Below are 22,887 nucleotides of genomic sequence, written 5' to 3'. Positions count from 1 at the left end.
TTATTGTGGCATCACCAAAAGAATTCAAGTATTCAGAAGACCACGAATGGGTCAAGGTGGAAGATGGTAAAGTAACACTCGGCATCACTGAGTTTGCACAATCAGAACTCGGGGACATCGTATTCGTCGAGCTCCCTGCTGAAGGTGACGATATTACAGTTGGGGAATCATTCGGTAGCGTAGAATCAGTTAAGACAGTATCTGAATTATATGCACCGGTAAGTGGTACAGTAGTCAAAATCAATGAAGAGCTGGAAGATAGCCCTGAACTCGTCAATGAATCTCCTTATGAAAAGGCCTGGATGCTTGTTGTCGAACTTTCCGACGATTCACAAGTCGATAAGCTGATGGATGCGGATGCTTATGATGAAATGGTAGACGCATAGAACACTTGAACTCTGGACATTGTCCAGAGTTTTTTAAAACCTATCATGAACCAGAGGTGATGGCTGTGCAGGTTTCTGATAAAATACTCATTGTAGAGGGAAAAACAGATAAGCACCGCATCGAGGAAGTACTGGTGGAGCCTGTACATATAATATGTACGCATGGTACCATGGGAATCTCCAAGTTGGATGAGATCCTGGAAGAGTCGAATGGCTCTGATGTCTATATCCTGACCGATTCAGACAAGGAAGGCAGAAAGATCAGGCAGTGGTTCAAAAGGCACATTAGTGAGGGCACGCACGTTTATATAGATTCGAACTATGGTGAAGTGAGTCGGTGTCCACTTGATTATCTGGCGATGTTGCTCGCACACCATGGATTTTACGTTGATGAAAGACTGCTCATGAAAGGTAAGTTCGAAAATGAAGAAATCCTCCGAAAAAATCGATATAATCAGTCGTATTCAAGCTGAAGACACTTTCATCCTGTACTGCTATGCGCCAATCTGTGCTAATTGCCGAATTGCTGAAAAGATGCTGGACATAGTGGCAGAGATGAAAAACTTCTCCTATACAGCAGTGGACTTGAATTATGAAAAAGAATTGATTGAGACATATCAGATCCGCTCTGCGCCAGCACTGCTCCTTTTTAAAAATGGGGAGTTGAAGGAAGAAATCTATGCATTTCACTCCGTCCCCATTTGACAGAAAAATTAGAAGAATTTTTTGTTGACGCCTAGACCGACTGGTGCTATCATGGTTAACAATCGAATAACAAGACTCTTATCAAGAGTGGTGGAGGGAAGTGCCCTATGAAGCCACGGCAACCGTCATTATGACAAGGTGCTAATTCACTAGATCTTAGGATCGAAGATGAGAGGCTGCGGATCATACCAGAAGCCTACTCATTTTTTGAGTAGGCTTTCTTATTTTTATAGGCAGGAGTGGAGCATGATGATAGACATAAAAAAAGCGACCAAAACATTTAAGACTAAAGCTGCAGATATAAAAGCAGTGGACGGGGTGGATCTGCATGTCCGTCAGGGAGAGATATTTGGGGTGATAGGCTACTCTGGGCTGGAAAGTCCACACTGATCCGGCTGCTTAACGGCCTCGAGCGGCCAACTTCAGGTGACGTGGTAATCAGCGGAGATGCCCTCACTTCGATGACGCGTCCTGCACTTCGGAAAAAACGTCAGAAAGTTTCTATGATTTTTCAGCATTTCAATCTTCTCTGTCGAGGACGGTCGCTGAAAATATCAGTTTTCCGCTTGAAATTGCCGGTGTGCCAAAAAAGGAGCGTGAGAAGAGAGTCGCTGAACTGATTGCTTTGGTCGGATTGGTGGGGCGTGAAGATAATCATCCAAGCCAATTGTTGGGCCGAAGCAACGGGTGGGGATTGCCCGCGCATTATCCAACCGGCCCGAAGTGCTGCTGTGCGATGAGGCGACAAGCGCGCTCGATCCGGAAACGACCGATGAAGTGCTGGATCTGCTGGTCAGGATTCGGGATGAAATGGACTTGACTATTGTTCTGATTACCCACGAAATGCATGTGATCCGTAAAATCTGTGACAGAGGTGCTGTCATGGAGAACGGCAAGGTAGTTGAAACGGGACCGATCATAAAATTGTTCCAGAATCCTGAACATAGCGTGACGAAACGATTTGTCAAAGACGATATCAATGATGAAGAATCAGCACTGTCTTTTGAAGAGGTAAAGAGATGTTCCCAGCTTCAAAGATTCTGAAGCTTGGATTTGTCGGGTCCCAGTCCAAGGCGCCCATCGTTTCCCAAGTCATCAAAAAATACAACTTGGACTTGAATATATTGTCTGGCAACATCAAGCGGACCAACAACGAATCCTACGGTCACCTCTACGTTGCCATAGAAGTGGACGAAGAGAAGTTGGGGCTTCTTGGTAAGGAGCTTGCCGAGCACGATGTAACAGTGGAGGTGGAGCAGCAATGATGAATTTTGTGGCAGCATTCCAGGAAATGCTCTCTTTTGAGAATGTCAGGTGGGGAATGTGTGGACAGCTACACAGGAAACCCTCTATATGACGGTAGTTTCCACCGCGTTCACCTTCGTCTTCGGCCTGATTCTAGGCATCATCCTCTTCTTGTCATCCAAGAAAGAGCATGTAGCAAGTGCGCCGATCTATGGCGTAACGGCTTTCCTCGTCAATTTGTTTAGGGCTATACCGTTCATCATATTAATCATATTGCTGATACCATTCACTAAAGTGTTGATGGGCACCATCATGGGCTCCCAAGGTGCCTTGCCGGCATTGATCATTGGGGCGTCCCCCTTCTATGCAAGACTTGTGGAAATAGCGCTGAAAGAGATTGACAAAGGTGTAATTGAAGCAGCGGAGTCCATGGGGCAGGCACTTGGACAATCATCAGGAAAGTGCTCCTGCCGGAGTCTCTGCCGGCATTGATATCAGGAATCACAGTCACGGCGATCATGCTGGTCGGTTCCACTGCCATTGCAGGAGTCATCGGAGCCGGTGGGCTGGGCAACCTTGCCTACATGGTCGGTTTTACCAGAAAGCCAGAGCGATGTCACTCTGGTCGCAACGATAATAATATTGATAATCGTTTTTATCATCCAGTTCATTGGAGACTTCACCGCCAAAACTGTGGATAAAAGATAGCCATCATTATAAATACAATTGGAAAGTAGGAATTGATCATGAAAAAATATCTATTGTTTTTTACCCTGCTGGCATTTGCAATTCTCCTGACAGCGTGCGGTGGTTCCAAAGATGCCGTTTCAGATGACAGCGAGGAAAGTGCAGAGAATGCTGAAACAAGTGAAAACGAAGAAACTGAAGAGGCTGGCGGAAAACTCTCGATAGCCGCTTCTCCCGCCCCACACGCCGAAATTCTTGAAAAGGCAGCCAGCCTGCTTGAATCAGAAGGAATCGAACTTGATATTTCAATCGTCAATGACTACACTACCCCAAACCGTCTTTTAGCGGATGAGGAAGTCGATGCAAACTACTTTCAGCACACACCGTACCTCAAAACGGAAAAGGAATCCCACGATTATGATCTAGAAAGTGCAGGGAACATCCATATAGAACCTATGGCCGTCTATTCGAAAGACTATGATGCACTAGAAGACTTGCCAGATGGCGCAACCGTTCTCGTTTCCAACAACCCGGCTGAAGAGGGACGCTTCCTGTCATTCTTTGTAGACGCAGGGCTGATCGAAATCGAAGAAGGCATCGATATTGAAGATGCAACGTTTGATGACATCACCAAAAATGAAAAGAATTTCGAATTCAACAACCAGACAGCACCAGAACTCTTGGTTGAAATGTACAATAATAATGAAGCACCCGCAGTAATCATTAATTCGAATTTCGCGCTTGACGGAGGCTTGAATCCAGTGGATGATTCAATCGCCATTGAAGAGGGTGATTCTCCATATGCAAATCTGGTGGCAGTACGTTCAGGAGACGCAGAACGCGATGATATAAAGAAATTGATTGAAGTGCTGCAAGGAGAGGAAATCAAACAATTCATCGAAGACAACTATGAAGGAGCAGTCATTCCGGCAGAGTAGCCACAGTGGCGACAGCGTACGCTGTCGCTTTTTTAATTGAGAAAATACCCCGCTCATTTTCAATGGAAAGCTTTTTATGAAACAGAAACATGTATAAAGCATATGATGTTACATATATTAAGAATAAGGGTAAAAGTATACTGAATAAAATACGGTCTACAAGGAGGGGTAAAAATGAACGGTGAAGAAAAGGGAGTATTCGACAAATCCATCGTCATGGTTTCATTTCTAGTCGCGGCTTTTACAGCAGTAATCGGGCCAATCATTTTATGGGTTCTAAAGAAGGATGAGGATGAAGCGACGGGAGAGGCATTGAGGGTGGTTGCCAACTTCGGTCTTTCATACACGATCTATATGTTTGTAGCCTGGTTGACATCATTCATACTGATTGGTCTGATCCTAGGCCCTATTTTGACCATCGCATTCTATGTATTCATCGTAATCGGAGCCATTAAAGCAAATGAAGGGGAAATCTACAAGCCGCCATTCACCTTGGACATCATAAAATAGAAGTCGTTCTGCTTATCCCCACGATCTGTATCGGTCGTGGGGTCTATTTTTGCCCATATGCATGTTTGGGAGGGTGCAAAGGTTTAAAGTCGGGTGAGTTTACGTTATAATATAGGAGTATTGGAAAACCCTTGCTAGTCTTTGACTATTAATTGGAATTATTATAAACTAGTAAGGGAAATAAATTATAAAATAATCTGTTGGAGGGTAATATAAATGGCATCTGTTCTAGAAATCAAGGACTTGCATGTTGAAATCGAAGGTAAGGAAATTCTCAAAGGTGTGGACCTCGTATTGAAGCAAGGTGAAATCCACGCTGTAATGGGGCCAAACGGTACAGGTAAATCCACGCTTGCCCAGGCGATCATGGGCCACCCAAGATATGAAGTGACTCAAGGCGAGGTGCTCCTCGATGGTGAAAACGTACTTGAGATGGAAGTGGACGAACGTGCCCAGGCAGGCCTTTTCCTCGGCATGCAGTATCCATCCGAGATTTCCGGTGTGACCAACTCTGATTTCCTGCGTTCTGCAATCAATGCCCAGCGTGAAGAGGGCGATGAAATTAATTTGATGCAATTCATCAAAAAACTGGACAAAAACATGAACCATCTAGAGATGGACCTGGATATGTCTACACGCTACCTTAACGAAGGTTTCTCCGGCGGTGAGAAAAAACGCAACGAAATTCTTCAGCTCATGATGCTGCAACCGAAATTCGGCATCCTGGATGAAATAGACTCCGGTCTTGATATCGATGCATTGAAGGTTGTATCTAAAGGCATCAACGAAATGCGCGGAGAAAACTTTGGTGCTTTGATCATCACGCACTATCAGCGTCTATTGAACTACATCGAACCTGATAATGTTCATGTAATGATGCAAGGCCGTGTCGTCAAGTCAGGCGGCGCAGAGCTGTCGAAACGTCTTGAAGAAGAGGGTTACGACTGGATCAAGGAAGAACTCGGCATCGAAGATGAAACAATTGCTGCAGATGCAGAATAAGACAGGAGGATGACCATGGCTACTGATTTGAATGAATATGTTATCAATGCTGATGAAGTTCTTTCACGTGCAAAGGAACGCGGTGAGTCTGAACTGCTGATCAGCAAGAAGAAAGAAGCACTCGATAAGATTGAAACGCTTGAAATGCCAAAACCGGACAAGACCAAAATCAACAGGTGGGACTTCTTCACGAACTCGAAGCCGGTAGTGGACAGTGATGTCTATGGTTCGCTTGAAGAGCTGCCTGAATCAGTCAAAAACCTTCTGGACAAGGAACACACTAAAAACATCTATGTCCAGCACAATAATACCCCTGCCTACCTCCAGGTTTCTGACGAACTGCTCGACCAGGGCGTCATTGTAGAAAATATAATCGAAGCGAGCGAGAACCATAGAGAACTCGTAGAAAAATACTTTATGACCGAAGGTGTCAAAATAGATGAACACAAACTCGCAGCTTACCACGCAGCAATGCTGAATGGCGGTCTGTTTGTGTACATTCCAAAGAATGTCCAAGTGAAAGATCCTGTGCAGATGGTAGTCCTCCACGATGATGAATCAGCATCCCTCTTCAACCACGTACTGATTGTAGCTGATGAAGGATCGGAACTGACTTATGTTGAAAACTACTTGTCTACAGTCGAACATTCGAATGAACAGTTCAACATCATTTCTGAAGTCATCGCTAAAGATAATGCCAAAGTCACGTACGGTGCAGTCGATTTCCTACCTGAAGGATTTACAGGCTACAACAACCGTCGTGGTGTAGCTGGAAGAGATGCGTATATAGATTGGGCATTGGGCCAGATGAATGACTCCAATGTCATTATAGATAACACGACCTACTTGATGGGAGACAACTCAAAATCAGATTTGAAGACTGTTGTCGTTGGCCGCGGAGAACAGATACTCAACTTCACTTCGCAGATCATCCATTACGGTAAGGATTCAGAAGGCCATATATTGAAGCATGGCGTAATGAAAGATAGTGCAACAAGCATATTCAACGGCATAGGGTACATCAAGCATGGCGCATCACGCAGTGATGCACAGCAGGAATCAAGGGTGCTTATGCTGAGTGAACGTGCAAGGGGTGACGCGAACCCGATCCTTCTGATAGATGAAGACGATGTCACTGCAGGCCACGCGGCATCTGTCGGCCGTGTAGACCCACTTCAGATGTTCTACCTCATGAGCCGCGGCATTTCCAGGAGAGAAGCTGAAAGGCTCGTCATCCACGGTTTCTTGGATCCAGTCGTACGCGCTCTGCCGATAGAATCCGTCAAGAACCAGCTCAGGGATGTTATTGAACTGAAAGTACTTTCAAAATAAGCTTTAAAGGGGTTTTCCCGAATGAACGTGAATGATATCAGAAAGGATTTCCCAATCCTTGATCAGCAGGTCAACGGCAAGGACCTCATCTACCTGGATACATCAGCGACAAGTCAGACACCGTCGGTTGTCATCGATGCGATGACCGAATATTACCAGTCATATAACTCGAATGTTCATCGGGGTGTCCATACACTTGGGACGCATGCAACTGAAGGTTATGAACAGGCCAGGATGAAAGTGAAATCCTTCATCAATGCCAAGCGGTTCGAAGAGATTGTTTTCACTAGAGGCACCACTGCAGCGGTCAATCTTGTGGCACGAAGCTTCGGTGATATGATCATTGAACCGGGTGATGAAATTGTAGTGACTGAAATGGAACACCACGCTAATATTGTCCCATGGCAGGAGCTCGCAAAGCGGACTGGGGCTGAACTGAACTTCATCCCGATGGAAGCGGACGGCACATTGACTAAAGACAGTATCGAAGCCACTATTGGCGAGAAGACGAAGATTGTCGCAGTCACTCATGTGTCCAATGTGTTGGGGACGATCAACGACATCAAAAGCATCGCTGAAACGGCCCATAATAACGGTGCCTATATTGTAGTCGATGGTGCGCAGGCAGTGCCCCATATGACGGTTGATGTACAGGATCTGGATGTTGACTTCTATGCGTTCAGCGGGCATAAGATGCTTGGTCCAACCGGTATCGGCGTCCTTTACGGCAAAAGTGAACTCCTTGACGAAATGCCGCCTATAGAATATGGTGGCGATATGATTGATTTCGTCGATCTCAGAACATCCACTTGGACAGATTTACCTGTAAAATTCGAAGCCGGTACGCCAATGATTGCTGAAGCAATTGGTTTGGCGGCCGCTATCGACTATATAAGGGAAATCGGTCCGGAAACGATTCTGGCTCACGAAAAAGAACTTGCAGACTACGCCCTTTCGCGGATGAAATCATTGGAGGGCATAGAAATCTATGGTCCGGATTCCCGTGCCGGGTTGATTACATTCAACTTGACCGATGTGCATCCACATGACCTTGCGACTGCCCTTGATTCAGAAGGGATTGCAGTCAGGGCGGGGCATCATTGTGCGCAGCCACTTATGAAATGGCTGGGCGTATCGTCTACAGCACGCGCGAGTTTCTATATATACAACACGAAAGAAGAGATTGACAGCTTGATCGAAAGCCTTAAGCGTACGAAGGAGTTTTTCTCTTATGAATTTTAATAATCTGAATCAACTATACCGGTCAGTCATAATGGACCACTATAAGAACCCACGCAATAAAGGGGTCATTGAGAACGGTACAATGACTATAGATATGAACAACCCAACATGCGGAGACCGCATTCGCCTAACGTTGAACGTCGTCGATGAAATCGTCGAGGATGTCAAGTTTGATGGCGAGGGCTGTTCCATTTCAATGGCCAGTGCGTCCATGATGACTGAATCGATCACCGGTAAAAATATTAATGAAGCACTTGCCATGGGGGATGAATTCAGCAAGATGATGTTGGGTGAAGACTATGATATCACTGAAGATATGGGTGATATCGAAGCGCTGTCCGGAGTCACCCAATTCCCGGCACGCATCAAATGTGCCACACTATCTTGGAAGGCCCTTGAAAAAGGTGTCAAATCCTCTGACAGCAAACTATGAGAAGGAGTGAGTTGAATGGCTAAACAAGAACTAGAAATGGAAGATTACAAATACGGTTTCCATGATGAAGATGTCTCCATTTTCCGTTCGGACCGCGGTTTGACAGAAGAAATAGTAAGAGAGATTTCAAACATGAAAGAAGAACCGCAATGGATGCTGGACTTCCGTCTCAAATCATTGGAACATTTCTATAGAATGCCAATGCCGACATGGGGCGGAGACCTTTCAGAATTGAATTTTGATGAAATTACGTACTACGTGAAACCTTCTGAACAGTCAGAGCGTTCATGGGATGAAGTTCCAGAAGAAATTAAGCGTACTTTCGATAAATTGGGTATCCCGGAAGCAGAACAGAAATATCTTGCGGGTGTTTCCGCACAGTACGAATCAGAAGTGGTCTACCACAACATGGAGCAGGACCTGGAAGACAGAGGCGTCATCTTTAAAGATACAGATTCCGCACTCCGTGAAAACGAAGATCTCTTCAGGGAATATTGGGCGACAGTTGTCCCTCCAACGGATAACAAATTCTCGGCGCTCAACTCTGCAGTATGGTCAGGTGGTTCCTTCATCTACTGCCCACCAGGTGTTAAACTCGATACGCCACTACAGGCTTATTTCAGGATCAACTCTGAAAATATGGGACAGTTTGAACGTACTCTGATCATTTGTGACGAAGGATCAAGCGTCCACTACGTAGAAGGTTGCACAGCGCCTGTCTATACGACGAACTCTCTACACTCAGCTGTTGTTGAGATTATCGTCAAAAAAGATGCCTACTGCCGTTATACTACAATCCAGAACTGGGCTAACAACGTATATAACCTTGTTACAAAACGTACATTCGTCGATGCCAATGGCACAATGGAATGGGTAGATGGCAACATTGGTTCTAAGATCACAATGAAGTATCCATCAATCTTCCTAAAAGGCGAAGGTTCACGTGGAATGACGCTCTCAATCGCGCTTGCAGGTAAAGGTCAACTGCAGGATGCCGGAGCTAAGATGATTCACCTGGCACCGAACACATCATCTACAATCGTTTCCAAATCGATTGCCAAACAAGGTGGTAAAGTGTCTTACCGTGGCCAAGTCCACTTTGGAAGGAAAGCCGCTGGGGCACGTTCCAACATCGAGTGTGACACACTCATCATGGATAACGAGTCCACATCGGACACAATTCCTTACAACGAAATCCTGAACGATAACATCTCCCTCGAGCATGAGGCTAAAGTTTCAAAAGTTTCCGAAGAGCAGCTTTTCTACTTGATGAGCCGCGGAATCGGAGAAGAGGAAGCGACAGAGATGATTGTCATGGGCTTCATTGAACCATTCACGAAAGAACTGCCTATGGAATATGCAGTTGAGATGAACCGTCTGATTTCATTCGAAATGGAAGGTTCCATCGGTTAATATCAATGATAATTCAAAAAGCCTTATCACCAATGTGATAAGGCTTTTTTTGTGCAAATTTTTTAGACGAAAGTGTGCACCAACGGAGAAGTGAGGAGGATCATCATGAGTAGTATCAGGACAAGATAGAAGATGGAGTAGCGGAGGTTCATCTTAGCCCATATCGTTTTATCTTCTGATGCATTCCCCGAGAAGCGATGAAAATCCAATAGAAGGTCAGTATTGCTGTTGATATGGAGAAAATCCAACCCATGGAATCGATAAGCATAATGGGGAAGGGCAGGAGTAGGATGACATATACCGTAATTTGTCTGATGGTGGCATCTACTCCTCGCACCACAGGCAGCATCGGTACGCCAGCGCGTGAGTAATCAGCTAATCTTCTTATGGCGATGGCATACGTATGTGGAATCTGCCAGATGAGCAATAGATAGAACAATGCCAGCGGTACAATATGGTAGGCAGGCGCGATTACAGCCCAGCCTATCATTGGGGTAAAGGCACCTGAAATGCTGCCGACGATTGTATTCATCGTATATCTGCGTTTCGACCAGAATGTATACAGCACAACATAGAAGAACCAGCCGGCAAACGAATAGATGAAAGCTTCCGCTGTTGTAGCAGACATGATGGCCAAACCGAGTAGAGTAGAAATGATACCCGACCATAGAACTGCTTTTAATGTAAAAGCACCTGTCACAGTTGGCCTGTTCTGTGTACGGGTCATTAAGCGGTCCAAATCTGATTCATACCAATTGTTGAGCATCAACGCGCCTGATATGACGAGCGTGCTGCCGATCATCATCAGAAAAAACACGCCCAGATGATCTATAAAACGTTCTCCATTGAAGTGAAGTGCAAGCCAATAGGCAGTGAAAACAGGAAGCACATTGGCCAAAAGCACCTTACCTTTGAGCAGATATTTCAAATCAGAAAAAAAGGAGAGGAGCTGGTATGTATAGCTCCGATCTCTTATTAATGTTTTATCTTCCAAACAAGTTCCCTCGCAAATAATATATTGATGACCTTCCATACCATTATAACAGCAACTATCCTTGGAAGGATGGACATACGCTCTCCATATTACCAAATCTGGTACAAAAAAGAAAGCATGGTTACATGCTTTCTGAACTGTAACCCATAATTTAGACAGTTTAAAAAAAGCGTTATGCTGCGAGTAGATGACCTCGGTATTGTACCGGGTCATCTTTTTTAATCCCCACTGATATCTTTCATTATTATACTTATTGATATAATTTCCAACCGCATGCTTCAATGCTTCAAAGGACGGGCAGGCTTTATGGTCCACCATGTCTTTAAAGTGACCAAAGAAGGATTCCATGGGGGCATTATCCCAACAGTTTCCCCGGCGGGACATGGATTGGCGGAGGCCCAGCTGTTTGACTCTGTTCTGGAACTCGGGGTGGGTATAATGCACGCCCTGGTCGGAATGTATCATTGCTTCCGGATGAAACAACTCTACGGTTTCATTCAGCTGTTTAAGGGTGCTATAGACGATATCCATCTTTAGGGATCGTGAGACGACATAGGTGATGATTTCTTTCGTTGTACTGTCTTTGACGCAGGAGAGATATGCTTTTTGGCCGTTTCCATAGTAAATATAAGTGATGTCGGTCAGGTACACTTTGCCCGGTTCATTTTGATCGAATACCCGGCTCAACAAGTTCTTGCATGTGCTGTGAGCCTTCGTCGCTTTCAACATATGCCTGTACGGTTTGGCCTGTCTGATTGTTGCGGTTAAATGATATTTTTTCATCAATCGCCGGATCTTTTTGTGGTTCATGATGATGCCGTAATCATTCTCCAAAAACAGTTTGATTTGTAGTGCACCGACCTTTCCTTTTTCCGCATCAAAGATCTTTTCAATCAATGCCGCATCCTTATCGTCATTTTCCATTCGCATTTGCCTGTCTGGCTCTCCTTTTAACCACGCGTAATAGCCACTTCGGCTGACGCCCGAGAGCCTGCATAGGTGGGACACCATATTTTTAAGTGGATGCTTGCGATGGAGTTGTTCAATCAGTTCATATACTTCAGACGGTTTTAGTCTCGTCTCTGATGCTTCGCCTGCCTTTCGCGTGTTTCGAGCTTTTTTAGGAATTCATTTTCTGCCTCTAAATATTTAATCCGTGCTTCAGCCCGCTTTAATTTTTGCGCCGTGTCGGATGGCCGTCCTGTGGCCCCTCTGCCCGGGAATCATTTTCCAGCCCGACCTCACCATGCTTTTCATATGTTTTTCGCCACCGGCTGAGGGACCGGCCCGGCTGTTCTTTTCCGATAATCGCCAGGTCAAATCCATGGTCAATGAATATCCGCGCCGGTGTGCCCCCTGAAAGATAGGTTTGGACAGCCACCTTCTTGAATTCCGGATGATAAGTGATCGAGCGCTCTGAGACTCTGAGAATATTTGGATTCTTTTCTAACTGCTTCATTTCAAATGCTGAAAAATGCCGTGCCATAAGCTACCTCCGTTCCAATACTCTGTTTCATTATAAACAAGATCATTGAGTGGGCACAGAAAAACCCGAATAATGGACGTTTTTTATTAACTGTCCATTATTCGGGTTATAGTTCATTCTTCAGTATGGTTAGAATAAATAATGGTTGCCATTAATCAGATTATGGATGGAATATCCAAAGTCCATTTGAAGATGCGGATAATCCTTGAAAGATTCCCAGTCCCCACCCCAGGTGAATCCGAGGTTTTTAGCAATCTGTGCCACCTCGAACCAATCCGAGTAGCCGTTGCCATTGCCGTCATATTCTAAATCCCAGATGACATCATGACCGACTTCCAGTGCGAAATCGATTGCCAAGCCATAATTGTGGTAGGATTCCCCGGCCTGGGCATTAGTCACTATGTAGCCTGCTGTAGTACGTCCCTGCGCGTAGAGTCTGTCCTGCTCTTCAAATGAACGGAAACCGTCTGTAAAGCGTATGTTGATGCCGCGTGCAGCAGCGTGCTGCCTCAAAAGTTCTGCGTGCTCTGCAACTACTGGATGCAAGTCTTGAGGTTGTCTTGTTTTTTGAAACTGTTCAGCAGATGCCGTTGACGGAGCGCTAAGTAAAAATGCAGTGATAGTAAAGAGTGAAGCAATCGCAAATGACAAAGATCTGATGCCTTTTCTCATAAAAAGTGTAATTCTCCTTTGTTTAGCTGTTTGTCCTTTCTTACGTTAACATAGTGATTGGAGATTTCAATGTATTCTGAGAAATCATATGGAATTGTAATGAAAATGTAATGATAGTTGAAATATTGCTATTGGAAAAACGTGAAAACCTTAAATAGGTTTAGGTTATATGTAAATTTTTATTTCCACTTTAGGAGTGTATAATGGCATATAAGATAGAGGAGGGGTTTGATGAAGATAGTATGCAGAAGAGAAATGCAGGAAATCGAGCGCCACGTCATTGAAAATATAGGATTACCAGGTAAGGTGCTGATGGAGCTTGCCGGCAATCATGTCGCTGAAGAAATAAAGTCAGCCTATCCCGATCAGAACACTTCCATCATGATACTGCTTGGTGCAGGGAACAATGCCGGCGATGGATTTGTCATTGCCAGGCGCCTGTTTGATGCAGGATATGAGCCGATGGTATGGCTTCTTGTGAAACCCGAAAGGTTTAAGGGGGATGCCCAACTGCAATATAAGGTTTATTCAGCGAGAGAATTGCCTCTACATCACTCGGGAGATGGGGAGGAGCGTATGGAGGAGGACCTAAAGAAAGCTGAAGTCGTCATCGATGCGATACTCGGTATAGGTGGGGAAGGCCCGCTACGCGAGCCGTTCAAACATGTCATTGAAGCAGTGAATGATAAAGTGGACGGAGAAGTTATTGCAGTGGATATTCCATCCGGCCTGTCATGCGACACGGGCGAGGTGACAGATGTTGCCATACAGGCAGATATTACGTATACGTTCGGTTTTCCAAAACGCGGCTTCTTTCTGCAGGAGGGACCGTCCAGTATAGGCAGATGGCATGTGAAGGATATTTCCATCCCTTGTGCCATTGCAGAAACCGTCAAAGCCGGTCTACCTGAAGTCGTAACGCCGGCACGCGCACAAAAGGCACTGCCGGTACGTCGTCAGTTCGGACATAAAGGGACGTTTGGCCATGTGCTTGTTGCAGGCGGATCGAAGCCCTATATCGGTGCCCCTTTGCACAGTGCCGAGAGTGCTTCCATAACAGGCGCCGGGCTTGTAACGTTGCTTGTGCCTGAGGATATATATACGACCGTAGCCAGTCAGAACAAGAATGCATTGCTCCGCACACTGTCTAGTGAAAATGGCCATTTCAGCAGTGCCGGTACGGGAGGCGTCCCGTTCGAAGATCTGGACGTCCTCGCGGTGGGTCCTGGCCTTGGCCGCTTTACTGGTGGCCAAGAATTTCTACAGCGTCTAATGGAGGGGCTGACAGGACAGCCTATCGTCATCGATGCCGATGGTCTCTACCATATCAAGAATCAGCTCGGCAGAGTATCCGAATACGCAGGTGAGGTCGTCCTGACACCGCACCCCGGGAGATGGCCATGCTGCTTGACAAGGAAGTTTCAGAAGTAGAAGCGGATAGGTTGGGCATCGCCCATGAATTTGTCCAAAAATATGGTGTCAATCTGGTTCTCAAGGGCCATCGTACCGTCATTGCGACACCTGACGCCCTGTTGGTCAATCAAAACGGTAATGACAGCCTCGCCAAGGGGGGAATGGCGATGTGCTGACCGGTATGATCGCTTCTTTCCTTGGCCAGGGAGCCAGCCCTTTGGATGCCATGACAGCAGCCGTCCACCTTCATGCAACAGCCGGTGAGTCAGCAGCCATCCGTCTATCCCATTATAGTGTGACCCCAGAAGATGTGATGGCCGAAAGCAGATACATCATGAAAGAATGGGAGATGGGAAAATGAAGGAAAAGGCATTAAAGAGCGGTAACGGCAACCTGTTTAAAAATAACGTGCCGACCAGCGGCAAACTGCACCTGACATCTGAAGCCATCTATCATATTCCTCAGGCAATGAACCTGGACCGTAAAGAGACCAAGATAATGCTGGATGAAATCGAGCAAGTGAAAGTCATCAATTTTAGGGTGTTGAAGCTGATACCAATCACCAATGGACTACAGGTCACACTGAAAGACGGCAGAGATCTGAAATTCATAGTAAATGGGAGGAAGAGATGGAAGAAACATATAGAGGAAGCACTCATGCATCGCAGGTTCGGTGATTCGATAAAATAAAGGGGGAATTCAGATGACGCAAGGAGGGTTCAGTCTCAAAGGACTTAAAATGGTGGTCAGGGCAATAGCAGTGGTGACCTCAAGCATAGCAGCAATCATCTCCACCGCACTGCCACTTCTGCTGGGCTATGATATCAAGGTACCCGGCCTATTTGGTCTATCCCTGTTGCTTGCCACAGGTGCACTCCTCGTACACGGTGTGCTGACGCATGTATTGAATGATCTGATGGACTTCGAATCAGGTACCGATCAGGCCAGTCCTGCCTTGTTGTCCGGGGCAGCCGCGTCATCCAGGAGGGTGTAATGGCTCTTGGGACACTGAGGCGGATGGCAGTTTCAGCAATCATCATACTTTTATCTGCTGGGCTCCTTTTTATGGTTCTGGGCCAATTCAAGCTTGTCACCTTGACGCTCATCGGCATCTGGGGTGCTGTAACCTATTCAACCAGACCGTTCATCTTTGCCTATCGGCCGTTCCTTGGAGAATGGGTCAGCCTGTTCCCATCCATGCTGCTGCTTGGTCTTGCAGCGCCATGGATCATGCTGGATTCCGTTCCATTATGGGCTTGGCAGAATGCCATGATAAACGCCCTTTGGTGCATGGCATGGGTGATGGTCCACCATATCCCTGATTTGAATGCTGACAGGAATGCTGTTCCGAAGAAGCGGACGTCGGTCGTCTGGTCGATCGAACGCTATGGCCTTTATCGGGCGGGACTTCCTGCCCTGATTTACCTCGTATTGGTTTTCATCATCGTCATGACAATGCTGTCAACCCGGCCGATTGGGGCAGTCGGTGCATTATTGATGCTCGGGTATGCCATCTATCTGATTTTAAGCATGGATGTAAAAGATATCGAACAAGTCACGCAACGTGAAAAGGTATTACTTCTGCTCGCCATGAGCACTGCGGTATGGTTGGGTATATTCTATTGATATATGGAAGGCAACGAATCATCGGCAGCTGCTCCGCCTCATGGGTATGGACATAAAAAATCGGACCTTGATGGTCCGATTATTTCTTCAAGCTGGAATAGATTTTCATGCTGCCTCTTTTCTCCCTGTGGAAATGTAGATGGCGACACCCAGTATGATGATGATGCCGGCTATTTGGTACCAGCCCATACTTATGTTGAGCCAGGGACCGAGCTCACCACAGCTGAAGCAGGCTCCACTATGCCAAGTACTCCCGCTTCTTTTGAAGAAAGGTGTTTCAGACTGCTGATATAGAGCAAAAAGGCAAGGGTAGTGCCTAAAAGGACGGAAAGCAGGAGGATGATCACCAGGGTAGGTGTCCAGTCAAAGCTGAAGTCGAAATCCCATACAGGATGGATGACATTCATCGCTATGCCGCCGATGAGCATTGATCCTCCGACCAGTTGCAGGGGGTGCAGCCTATAGAGCAGCACTTGGGCATGCAGTGTGTAGTAGGCGAGTGCGATGCTGGAGACGATTCCCCAAAACAGTGCTGGTCCCGGTACGATGAGTGCCGTCAAATCACCATTGGTGGCAATCAGTACTACACCTGTAATCATGCCAATGATGATGAAGGCATCTGCTGTCGTCCATTTGGCATACTTTCTGATGATCAGCCACATTATGATGTAGATGGGGCCGGTATATTGAAGGACGGTGGCTATAGCGGCGTTACCGTAACCGATTGCCGCCATGAATGAATACTGCACCATAGTCATCCCGAATAGACTGAAAATGATCAGCATCAACAATGTTCTCCGATCAAGCCTTACGGGTTGATGCTTCCTGGAAAATAACCAATAGGCACTAAGCAGGATGATGCCGCTTACAGTCAATCTGAATGATACATACCATTCCACCGTAACCGGAGTATTCCTGAATATGTAGTCTGCGGCCGTGCCGCCGAGCCCCCATAAAGCGGCACCGATCAGGACAAATATTAAACCTCTTATATGTTTTACTTCTGAATCCATTTACACTTGCCTCCTTTTGCATTATGCAAAGCATAGTCCAACATTTTTCCAAATTCAATAGGAAAAGCATTTTAAATGATATACTGCAGATATATCATGAAAATGGAGGGGTAAACATGGCACTTGATCAATGGTTCAGCCAGGCAATTGCAGCTGAAACCTATATTGAAGAGATGCAGAAGCATAAAGAGAATCTGCAGAAGGTATATGATGCCTTCGAAATACCTGATGACGCGTCATTTTTCCTGGAATTGGAGAAACAGAATCTACGGGTGATCGCCATCACCGAAGACTGGTGTGGAGATGCTATGATGAACATACCGATATTGCTTCATTTAGCCGAGAAGAGTCATATGCCGGTCAAAATGATACTGAGGGACTCGAACCTTGAATTGATGGATCAATATTTGACGAATGGAAAGTCGCGTTCGATTCCGATATTCATCTTCATCGACGAAAATGGCCAGGAAGTGACGCATTGGGGGCCACGGGCAGAAGCGGTGGAACAGGAAGTGTCAGAGATGAAAAGCCAACTTCCGGATAAAGATGACCCAGAACATGAGAAAGCCTTCCATGGCCTCATCGCCAAGCTTACAGAACGCTTTACTTCGGATGCTGATTTTTGGAATGCCACATATGACAGCATCAGGGCAGAGCTGGAAAAGAATGTATGACTACAGAAGGGCACACCCGCCGGGTGCGCCCTTTTACGTTTATTTTGAGTCGTATGTGAGGCCTATAAACTGCATCTTCTGGTTGAACAGCTTCGGATAGGACATATAGCCCACCATAACGGAAGATAGGGAAGCTGTAGTCAATATCAGGAACAGGACCAGCAACTGGTACATGACCGCTTCTATCGGATCGGCACCGCCGATTATGAGTCCACTCATCATGCCCGGCAATTGGACGAGCCCCATGGTCTTTTGGGCTTCGATGGTGGGGATCATGCTTGTCTGGATGGCGGATTTCAGACTTTTGTCTATAGCTGTCTGAGGTTTACCGCCCATTGAAAGGATGAGTTCGATCGTCTCATCGCTGCGTTCGACCTCATCTTTAAATTTATTCAGAAATAGGAGGGACAGTACCATACAGTTGCCGATGACCATTCCGCTGATCGGAATGACCTCTTCAGGAGTAAAGGGGATGATGCCGAAGCCGAGCATGATTCCCATCGTGACCAGTTCGACCAGGACGAGTGTGATGACGATCATCAGGGTGATGCCCGGTATCCCTTCTCCTTTTTTGATGACGTTCTGGGTTGCGGCCGCAATCATGAGCATGATCATCAGAATGATGAATATGACACTGCCGCTTTCAAAAACGAAGGTCAATATATAGCCGATGATCAGCAGTTGGATGATCGAACGGATGGTGGCGATTATGATATCCTTCTCTAATCCAAGTTTAAGGAAAAGCGTAAGAACTAGAGGAATTGCGATAAAGACCAGGGACAGCGAAAGCTGGGCGAATGTCATATTTCCTCACCCTCCACAAATTTTTGTACCAGCGGATTGCTGGATTCATCGATGAATGAAGCATCGCCAAATTCGATGAGCTCACCTTTACGGAGGAACCACATATCGTCACTGACACGCCGTGCCTGGTCCAGATCATGGGTGATCCATATGACGGTCACATCATGTTTCCGCTGAAGTTTGACGATCATGCGCTCGACCTCTTTCACCATACGGTAGTCGAGGCTTGAAGTGATTTCATCGAGAAGCAGTACTTCCGGCTGGTTGACCAATGTACGGGCAATCGAAATGCGGCTTTTCTCCCCACCTGATAAGGAGCGGATGTCCTGATCCAGTGGAATATCGCCGAGGTCGACACCATCAAGGAGTTCAGTAGCGTACGCTTTGTCCAGGGATTCATTGAATATCGCTTTAGGGAGGTTGATGTTATCGTACACTGTGCCCCCTATCATCGGTGTGCTTCTGGAAAGCCATCCCTATCTTCTTCCTGAGTTTTATCATATCCATGTTACGAATGTTTTCCCCTCTGAAGAATATCTCTCCTGAGTCAGGGGACAACAATCCGTTTATATGTTTCAGGCACGTCGTCTTGCCGGCGCCGCTCGGGCCGACGAAAGTGGTGATGCGTCCTTCTTTGAAGTGGCCGGTGATGTCATGCAGAATGTCCTTATAGCTGACATTGCTGAATTCTATTATGCTCATTGGATTGTACTCCTTGTATTATAGAATGATGAACTGTGATCGTTATCATGAAGAAACGACTGGACCGCACGTCCGGTAGATATGGTGACATTGCATTACTATCGTCGGGTGCCAAAACAGTTTCCCAGTTCACTTTATGATACTGGACTTTGTCAACTTAGTGAAGCACCGTTGTTATTTATAATTATTATAAATAAATAATAACATGATTTGCTGTGATTATAAATGTCAGTATTGAATTTTTTCACCTTGCGCCTAATATAATTATGCGTGGGGGATATGGTATAATGAGGTAAGGTGATTTTTATGATCTATATCGGTTTGACAGGGTGGGGCGACCATCATAGCCTATATGCCGACCTGACAAATAAAAAAGATAAATTAACGGCTTATGCCTCCCATTTTCCGATTGTTGAACTTGACGCTACATATTATGCCATTCAACGTCATGCGACAATTGAGAAGTGGTGCAATGAAACCCCGGAACGCTTCAAATTCATCGTCAAAGCACACCAGTACATGACGGGACACAGTGACTACCGCGACCATTACGATTCCATAAAGGATGTATTTGCAGCCTTTCGTGACATGCTGAGGCCGATGGAGCAGGCTGGTAAGCTCAGCTTTGTCCTGCTGCAGTTCCCGCCATGGTTTGACTGCACCAGCAGAAACATTAAATACGTCAAGTATGCCAAAGAACAATTGGCCCCTTATAAAACTGCTGTCGAATTCAGGCACCAATCCTGGTTTACGGAACAATTCAAGGAGGATACGTTGGCATTCTTGCATGCCAATAACACCATCCATACAATCTGTGATGAACCGCAGGCAGGTATCGGCAGCATACCCTTCGTCAACCGGGTGACGGATGAGACAGCGTTCATCCGCCTACATGGCCGTAATGTACACGGGTGGACCCAGAAGGACCGTTCGAGTAAGGAATGGCGCAATGTACGCTACCTCTATAATTATAACGGTGCAGAACTGGAGTGGCTGAAAAGGCAGGTAGAGATACTGCGCCACAAGACGAGGGATATCCATATCATTTTCAACAATAACTCCGGCGGGCATGCTGCCGGAAACGCCCAACAGTTCATGGCACTGATGGTAATACGCTATGAAGGACTCTCCCCAAGCAGCTGAAACTGTTCTAGTTGATTTGGAGCAAGCATGTCATGATAATGACCAAGGTTGCCCTTTGGGCCCTTGAAGGAGTGATGCTTATGGAATATATCATCCTTATAATGATTGGTCTGATGGCCTCTGCCCTTGGTGCACTTGTAGGCATCGGTGGTGGCGTCATCATAGTGCCGCTGCTCATTTTCTTCGGTATCAATATGGGTATCCTTGACCGGATAACACCACAGAGTGCCGTTGGTACTTCGAGCATCATATTGATCGTCATCGGCTTGTCGGCGATGATCTCCTATGGACGCAGTAATCAGGTGGATAAGAAAAACGGTGGCTTGTTCCTGATCGGCATCATGCCGGGGGCCTTCATCGGCTCCTATGCGAGCCGTTTCTTCACAGTGGACAGCTTCAACTTATATTTTGGCATTTTCCTCATCTTCTTGAGCACCTTGCTTATCGTCAGGGACCGCATCAAGCCAATTTCAATTTTTCAGGATGAACGTTACATGGAGCCACATGTGGATAATATGGGGATGTGCACCATTATGGTTTCCCAGCTTATATCGCAATCATTTCAACTTTCATAGTAGGATTCTTCACTGGCCTTTTCGGTATCGGTGGAGGTGCCCTCATGACGCCGTTGATGCTTCTTGTTTTCCGTATGCCGGCAACAATCGCAATCGGGACCAGCATGATGATGGTGTTCTTCTCTGGAAGTGCGGCTGCATTCGGCCATATACTGCAGGGCAACGTCGATGTCTGGTATGCTGCCTTCATCGTACCTGCTGCCTTCATCGGCGCCAAAGTCGGGGTGATGGCGAATCGGCACTTCAACTCCGACTCGCTGGTCGTCGTCCTACGTACAGTACTGCTGCTGCTTGGTGTCTACATGATTCTAAAGACCATCCTATAGAGGTGATTCAATGGAATTGAAACTTTTCCATACTAATGATATACACAGCAACTTATATAATTATAAAAAGATCAGTGACTTTCTGATCAACAAAAAACAACAATATAAAGACCACATGGTCTACGTCGATCTTGGGGACCATACCGATCGGGCCCATCCATATACCGAAGCGACACTCGGCAAAGGCAACGTCGAGTTGCTGAATGAAGCGGGATGCGAGGTGGCGACGATCGGCAACAACGAAGGCATCACCTTGCAGAAAGAGGAGCTTAAGTCGCTCTATGATGATGCTACCTTCGATGTCATCTGTGCCAATTTGCGGGAAGTAGACAGTGACCACCCTTACTTCAAACCTTACGTCATCAAGGAAATCAAAGGTATAAAATTCGGTTTCATCGCGGCAACCGTTGAATTTACGCCCTTCTATAAGGCACTCGGGTGGGAAGTGTCCGAAGCGTTCGACTGGATCCTCCACGCTATCCGGGAAATCAATACTGAAGTCGACTGCATCATCATGATGAGCCATCTGGGCCGTTACGATGATGAATCCCTTGCAATGATGTTCCCTGAAATCGATGTGATATTGAGTTCCCACACCCACCACCACCTGGAAGAAGGGGAATGGGTCGGCGATACGCTGCTTGCAGCTGCCGGACGGTTCGGCGATTACGTCGGAGAAGTTACGCTCGATTTTGAAGGAGGCAAATTGGTGGATAAGCGGGCTCGTCTGTATAGCACTGATCTTCTGACGGGGACGGAAGATAAGTATTATGACAGGGGACGCCAATTGTTGTCGACAGTCGTCAAGCATGATGTGGCGCCTATAGAGAGGCGGCTCTATTCGACAGGAAGATTCATCTCCAGACTCGCCGAAATGCTGCGGATATTCACAGATAGTGATGTCGGCCTTCTGCATACAGGGTTGATCGCGAAGCCCTTTGCCGGCGGTGATCTGACCGAATACGATCTGCATAAAGTGCTGCCCCATGCCATTAATGCAGTACAGATCGAGTTGACTGGACGTGAGCTGAAGGAAGTGTTCAATCAGGCCGCCCAAAATGAATTCAAGGATGAAATAGTGCGGGGGCTTGGCTTCAGGGGGATATATTCGGCTGCTTCGTCATGGACAACATTGGATATGTACAATCTGAGCGGGAGTACTACATCAACGGTGAAGTAATACAGGACCGCAAGTCCTACAAGCTTGGAACATTGGATATGTATACGTTTGGCCGGATATTCCCCAATTCCGCTATTCCAAGAAAGTCTATAAGATGCCTGAATTCCTGAGGGACATCGTAAAGATGTATGCCGATAAACTGTAGTTGTAATATGATGTGTATGTGCTATAATGTCATGTACTAACTTAATAACCGAAAGTAGAGGTTGCAACGACCAATAGTACCGGAAAGGAGCAGACATGCTTTGATGTTCCGGGAAAGGGGAAGTTGCCGAAGAAACCGCCTGGTAGGGGGTATTCTGGGATCCGGCTCAATAGGCCGGGTACTATCATTACGATGATGCGCTACGTAATTGTGATGGACGTCACAGTGGCTGATTCTGTAA

General features: G+C 46.3%; 21 protein-coding genes, 6 pseudogenes and 2 riboswitches. Of the genes and pseudogenes, 20 read left to right on the top strand and 7 right to left on the bottom strand.

Annotation, left to right across the window (positions count from 1 at the left end; translation table 11 throughout):
* The first annotated feature begins 5 nt into the window (after positions 1–5).
* From gcvH to sufB, 12 genes and pseudogenes are all read left to right on the top strand, one after another.
* The gene (gcvH, locus tag ACYF68_RS12400) at positions 6–386 is read left to right on the top strand and encodes a glycine cleavage system protein GcvH (RefSeq protein WP_461047206.1); all 381 of its coding nucleotides are present in this window, start codon (positions 6–8) and stop codon (positions 384–386) included.
* 65 nt (positions 387–451) lie between these two features.
* A complete protein-coding gene (locus ACYF68_RS12395; RefSeq protein ID WP_461047204.1) occupies positions 452–859 on the top strand; it encodes a toprim domain-containing protein in 408 nt (135 codons plus the stop codon).
* Positions 810–1,091 (top strand): thioredoxin family protein, encoded by a 282-nt coding sequence (locus ACYF68_RS12390; protein ID WP_461047202.1) that lies wholly within the window; start codon positions 810–812, stop codon positions 1,089–1,091. Before ACYF68_RS12395 ends, ACYF68_RS12390 begins: the two co-directional genes overlap by 50 nt.
* Positions 1,092–1,166: 75 nt before the next feature.
* Positions 1,167–1,266, top strand: a riboswitch (SAM riboswitch).
* 74 nt (positions 1,267–1,340) lie between these two features.
* Positions 1,341–2,356 (top strand): annotated as a pseudogene (locus tag ACYF68_RS12385) (methionine ABC transporter ATP-binding protein).
* Positions 2,356–3,044: pseudogene (locus tag ACYF68_RS12380) on the top strand (methionine ABC transporter permease). Before ACYF68_RS12385 ends, ACYF68_RS12380 begins: the two co-directional pseudogenes overlap by 1 nt.
* A gap of 38 nt (positions 3,045–3,082) precedes the next feature.
* Positions 3,083–3,961 (top strand): MetQ/NlpA family ABC transporter substrate-binding protein, encoded by an 879-nt coding sequence (locus ACYF68_RS12375; protein ID WP_461047200.1) that lies wholly within the window; start codon positions 3,083–3,085, stop codon positions 3,959–3,961.
* Between the two features lie 174 nt (positions 3,962–4,135).
* A complete protein-coding gene (locus ACYF68_RS12370; RefSeq protein ID WP_380569961.1) occupies positions 4,136–4,471 on the top strand; it encodes a DUF4870 domain-containing protein in 336 nt (111 codons plus the stop codon).
* A gap of 216 nt (positions 4,472–4,687) precedes the next feature.
* Positions 4,688–5,473, top strand: coding sequence for a Fe-S cluster assembly ATPase SufC (sufC, locus tag ACYF68_RS12365; RefSeq protein WP_461047198.1), 786 nt, complete (start codon positions 4,688–4,690; stop codon positions 5,471–5,473).
* Positions 5,474–5,488: 15 nt separating this feature from the next.
* The gene (gene sufD, locus ACYF68_RS12360) at positions 5,489–6,805 is read left to right on the top strand and encodes a Fe-S cluster assembly protein SufD (RefSeq protein ID WP_461047196.1); all 1,317 of its coding nucleotides are present in this window, start codon (positions 5,489–5,491) and stop codon (positions 6,803–6,805) included.
* 21 nt (positions 6,806–6,826) lie between these two features.
* The gene (locus ACYF68_RS12355; protein ID WP_461047194.1) at positions 6,827–8,047 is read left to right on the top strand and encodes a cysteine desulfurase; all 1,221 of its coding nucleotides are present in this window, start codon (positions 6,827–6,829) and stop codon (positions 8,045–8,047) included.
* Positions 8,037–8,480: a Fe-S cluster assembly sulfur transfer protein SufU gene (gene sufU / locus ACYF68_RS12350; RefSeq protein WP_344704419.1), complete on the top strand. Its 444-nt coding sequence runs from the start codon at positions 8,037–8,039 to the stop codon at positions 8,478–8,480. Before ACYF68_RS12355 ends, sufU begins: the two co-directional genes overlap by 11 nt.
* A 15-nt stretch (positions 8,481–8,495) precedes the next feature.
* Positions 8,496–9,893 carry a Fe-S cluster assembly protein SufB gene (gene sufB / locus ACYF68_RS12345; RefSeq protein ID WP_461047191.1) on the top strand — a complete coding sequence of 466 codons (1,398 nt, stop codon included), beginning with the start codon at positions 8,496–8,498 and terminating at the stop codon, positions 9,891–9,893.
* Between the two features lie 148 nt (positions 9,894–10,041).
* Here the strand turns inward: sufB and cyoE are convergent, their stop codons facing one another.
* The 3 genes and pseudogenes from cyoE to ACYF68_RS12330 form a co-directional block, all read right to left on the bottom strand.
* The gene (gene cyoE, locus ACYF68_RS12340) at positions 10,042–10,926 is read right to left on the bottom strand and encodes a heme o synthase (RefSeq protein ID WP_461047190.1); all 885 of its coding nucleotides are present in this window, start codon (positions 10,924–10,926) and stop codon (positions 10,042–10,044) included.
* A 133-nt stretch (positions 10,927–11,059) separates the two neighbouring features.
* Positions 11,060–12,373: pseudogene (locus ACYF68_RS12335) on the bottom strand (IS3 family transposase).
* A 129-nt stretch (positions 12,374–12,502) separates the two neighbouring features.
* The gene (locus ACYF68_RS12330) at positions 12,503–13,045 is read right to left on the bottom strand and encodes a M15 family metallopeptidase (RefSeq protein ID WP_461047188.1); all 543 of its coding nucleotides are present in this window, start codon (positions 13,043–13,045) and stop codon (positions 12,503–12,505) included.
* 231 nt (positions 13,046–13,276) lie between these two features.
* Here ACYF68_RS12330 and ACYF68_RS12325 point away from each other — a divergent pair.
* From ACYF68_RS12325 to ACYF68_RS12310, 4 genes and pseudogenes are all read left to right on the top strand, one after another.
* Positions 13,277–14,819: pseudogene (locus tag ACYF68_RS12325) on the top strand (NAD(P)H-hydrate dehydratase).
* The gene (locus ACYF68_RS12320; protein WP_461047187.1) at positions 14,816–15,148 is read left to right on the top strand and encodes a hypothetical protein; all 333 of its coding nucleotides are present in this window, start codon (positions 14,816–14,818) and stop codon (positions 15,146–15,148) included. The pseudogene ACYF68_RS12325 and the gene ACYF68_RS12320 overlap by 4 nt, the downstream one beginning before the upstream one ends.
* Before the next feature lie 13 nt (positions 15,149–15,161).
* On the top strand, positions 15,162–15,452 hold the full coding sequence (locus ACYF68_RS12315; protein WP_461047185.1) for a hypothetical protein: 291 nt from the start codon (positions 15,162–15,164) through the stop codon (positions 15,450–15,452).
* Positions 15,452–16,084 carry a prenyltransferase gene (locus ACYF68_RS12310; protein ID WP_461047183.1) on the top strand — a complete coding sequence of 211 codons (633 nt, stop codon included), beginning with the start codon at positions 15,452–15,454 and terminating at the stop codon, positions 16,082–16,084. The genes ACYF68_RS12315 and ACYF68_RS12310 overlap by 1 nt, the downstream gene beginning before the upstream one ends.
* A gap of 191 nt (positions 16,085–16,275) precedes the next feature.
* Here ACYF68_RS12310 and ACYF68_RS12305 read toward each other — a convergent pair whose 3' ends face one another.
* Complete coding sequence (locus ACYF68_RS12305; protein ID WP_461047181.1) at positions 16,276–17,097, bottom strand: EamA family transporter; 822 nt, start codon at positions 17,095–17,097, stop codon at positions 16,276–16,278.
* Positions 17,098–17,213: 116 nt separating this feature from the next.
* Here ACYF68_RS12305 and ACYF68_RS12300 point away from each other — a divergent pair, with 116 nt between their 5' ends.
* On the top strand, positions 17,214–17,771 hold the full coding sequence (locus ACYF68_RS12300) for a thioredoxin family protein (protein WP_461047180.1): 558 nt from the start codon (positions 17,214–17,216) through the stop codon (positions 17,769–17,771).
* A 39-nt stretch (positions 17,772–17,810) separates the two neighbouring features.
* On the opposite strand, the gene ACYF68_RS12295 is transcribed toward ACYF68_RS12300, so the two are convergent.
* Genes ACYF68_RS12295 through ACYF68_RS12285 form a run of 3 tightly spaced genes read right to left on the bottom strand, consistent with a single transcriptional unit; the run spans position 17,811 to position 19,277 of the window.
* Positions 17,811–18,575 (bottom strand): ABC transporter permease, encoded by a 765-nt coding sequence (locus ACYF68_RS12295; RefSeq protein ID WP_461047177.1) that lies wholly within the window; start codon positions 18,573–18,575, stop codon positions 17,811–17,813.
* Entirely contained in the window at positions 18,572–19,027 is a 456-nt protein-coding gene (locus ACYF68_RS12290) for an ABC transporter ATP-binding protein (protein WP_461047176.1), read from the bottom strand. Before ACYF68_RS12290 ends, ACYF68_RS12295 begins: the two co-directional genes overlap by 4 nt.
* Positions 19,002–19,277: an ATP-binding cassette domain-containing protein gene (locus tag ACYF68_RS12285; protein WP_461047174.1), complete on the bottom strand. Its 276-nt coding sequence runs from the start codon at positions 19,275–19,277 to the stop codon at positions 19,002–19,004. Before ACYF68_RS12285 ends, ACYF68_RS12290 begins: the two co-directional genes overlap by 26 nt.
* A gap of 306 nt (positions 19,278–19,583) precedes the next feature.
* On the opposite strand from ACYF68_RS12285, the pseudogene ACYF68_RS12280 reads away from it, so the two are divergent.
* From ACYF68_RS12280 to ACYF68_RS12270, 3 genes and pseudogenes are all read left to right on the top strand, one after another.
* A pseudogene (locus ACYF68_RS12280) lies at positions 19,584–20,431 on the top strand (DUF72 domain-containing protein).
* 63 nt (positions 20,432–20,494) lie between these two features.
* A pseudogene (locus ACYF68_RS12275) lies at positions 20,495–21,321 on the top strand (sulfite exporter TauE/SafE family protein).
* Positions 21,322–21,331: 10 nt separating this feature from the next.
* Positions 21,332–22,501 carry a bifunctional metallophosphatase/5'-nucleotidase gene (locus tag ACYF68_RS12270; RefSeq protein ID WP_461047173.1) on the top strand — a complete coding sequence of 390 codons (1,170 nt, stop codon included), beginning with the start codon at positions 21,332–21,334 and terminating at the stop codon, positions 22,499–22,501.
* Positions 22,502–22,693: 192 nt separating this feature from the next.
* Positions 22,694–22,857: riboswitch (Lysine riboswitch) on the top strand.
* Positions 22,858–22,887 lie beyond the last annotated feature (30 nt).

The sequence above is a fragment of the Salinicoccus sp. CNSTN-B1 genome (assembly GCF_054792835.1).
The sequence above is the reverse complement of the archived record's forward strand: the minus strand, read 5'-3'. Positions and strand labels throughout refer to the sequence as shown.

Coding starts and splice junctions, on each gene's coding strand:
- ACYF68_RS12310 (WP_461047183.1), top strand. CDS start 15,452: ATGGCTCTTGGGACACTGAGGCGGATGGCAGTTTCAGCAATCATCATA.
- ACYF68_RS12285 (WP_461047174.1), bottom strand. CDS start 19,277: ATGAGCATAATAGAATTCAGCAATGTCAGCTATAAGGACATTCTGCAT.
- ACYF68_RS12300 (WP_461047180.1), top strand. CDS start 17,214: ATGGCACTTGATCAATGGTTCAGCCAGGCAATTGCAGCTGAAACCTAT.
- ACYF68_RS12305 (WP_461047181.1), bottom strand. CDS start 17,097: ATGGATTCAGAAGTAAAACATATAAGAGGTTTAATATTTGTCCTGATC.
- cyoE (WP_461047190.1), bottom strand. CDS start 10,926: ATGGAAGGTCATCAATATATTATTTGCGAGGGAACTTGTTTGGAAGAT.
- sufC (WP_461047198.1), top strand. CDS start 4,688: ATGGCATCTGTTCTAGAAATCAAGGACTTGCATGTTGAAATCGAAGGT.
- ACYF68_RS12375 (WP_461047200.1), top strand. CDS start 3,083: ATGAAAAAATATCTATTGTTTTTTACCCTGCTGGCATTTGCAATTCTC.
- ACYF68_RS12355 (WP_461047194.1), top strand. CDS start 6,827: ATGAACGTGAATGATATCAGAAAGGATTTCCCAATCCTTGATCAGCAG.
- sufB (WP_461047191.1), top strand. CDS start 8,496: ATGGCTAAACAAGAACTAGAAATGGAAGATTACAAATACGGTTTCCAT.
- ACYF68_RS12330 (WP_461047188.1), bottom strand. CDS start 13,045: ATGAGAAAAGGCATCAGATCTTTGTCATTTGCGATTGCTTCACTCTTT.
- ACYF68_RS12315 (WP_461047185.1), top strand. CDS start 15,162: ATGACGCAAGGAGGGTTCAGTCTCAAAGGACTTAAAATGGTGGTCAGG.
- ACYF68_RS12270 (WP_461047173.1), top strand. CDS start 21,332: ATGGAATTGAAACTTTTCCATACTAATGATATACACAGCAACTTATAT.
- ACYF68_RS12290 (WP_461047176.1), bottom strand. CDS start 19,027: ATGATAGGGGGCACAGTGTACGATAACATCAACCTCCCTAAAGCGATA.
- ACYF68_RS12295 (WP_461047177.1), bottom strand. CDS start 18,575: ATGACATTCGCCCAGCTTTCGCTGTCCCTGGTCTTTATCGCAATTCCT.
- sufU (WP_344704419.1), top strand. CDS start 8,037: ATGAATTTTAATAATCTGAATCAACTATACCGGTCAGTCATAATGGAC.
- ACYF68_RS12370 (WP_380569961.1), top strand. CDS start 4,136: ATGAACGGTGAAGAAAAGGGAGTATTCGACAAATCCATCGTCATGGTT.
- ACYF68_RS12390 (WP_461047202.1), top strand. CDS start 810: ATGAAGAAATCCTCCGAAAAAATCGATATAATCAGTCGTATTCAAGCT.
- ACYF68_RS12320 (WP_461047187.1), top strand. CDS start 14,816: ATGAAGGAAAAGGCATTAAAGAGCGGTAACGGCAACCTGTTTAAAAAT.
- sufD (WP_461047196.1), top strand. CDS start 5,489: ATGGCTACTGATTTGAATGAATATGTTATCAATGCTGATGAAGTTCTT.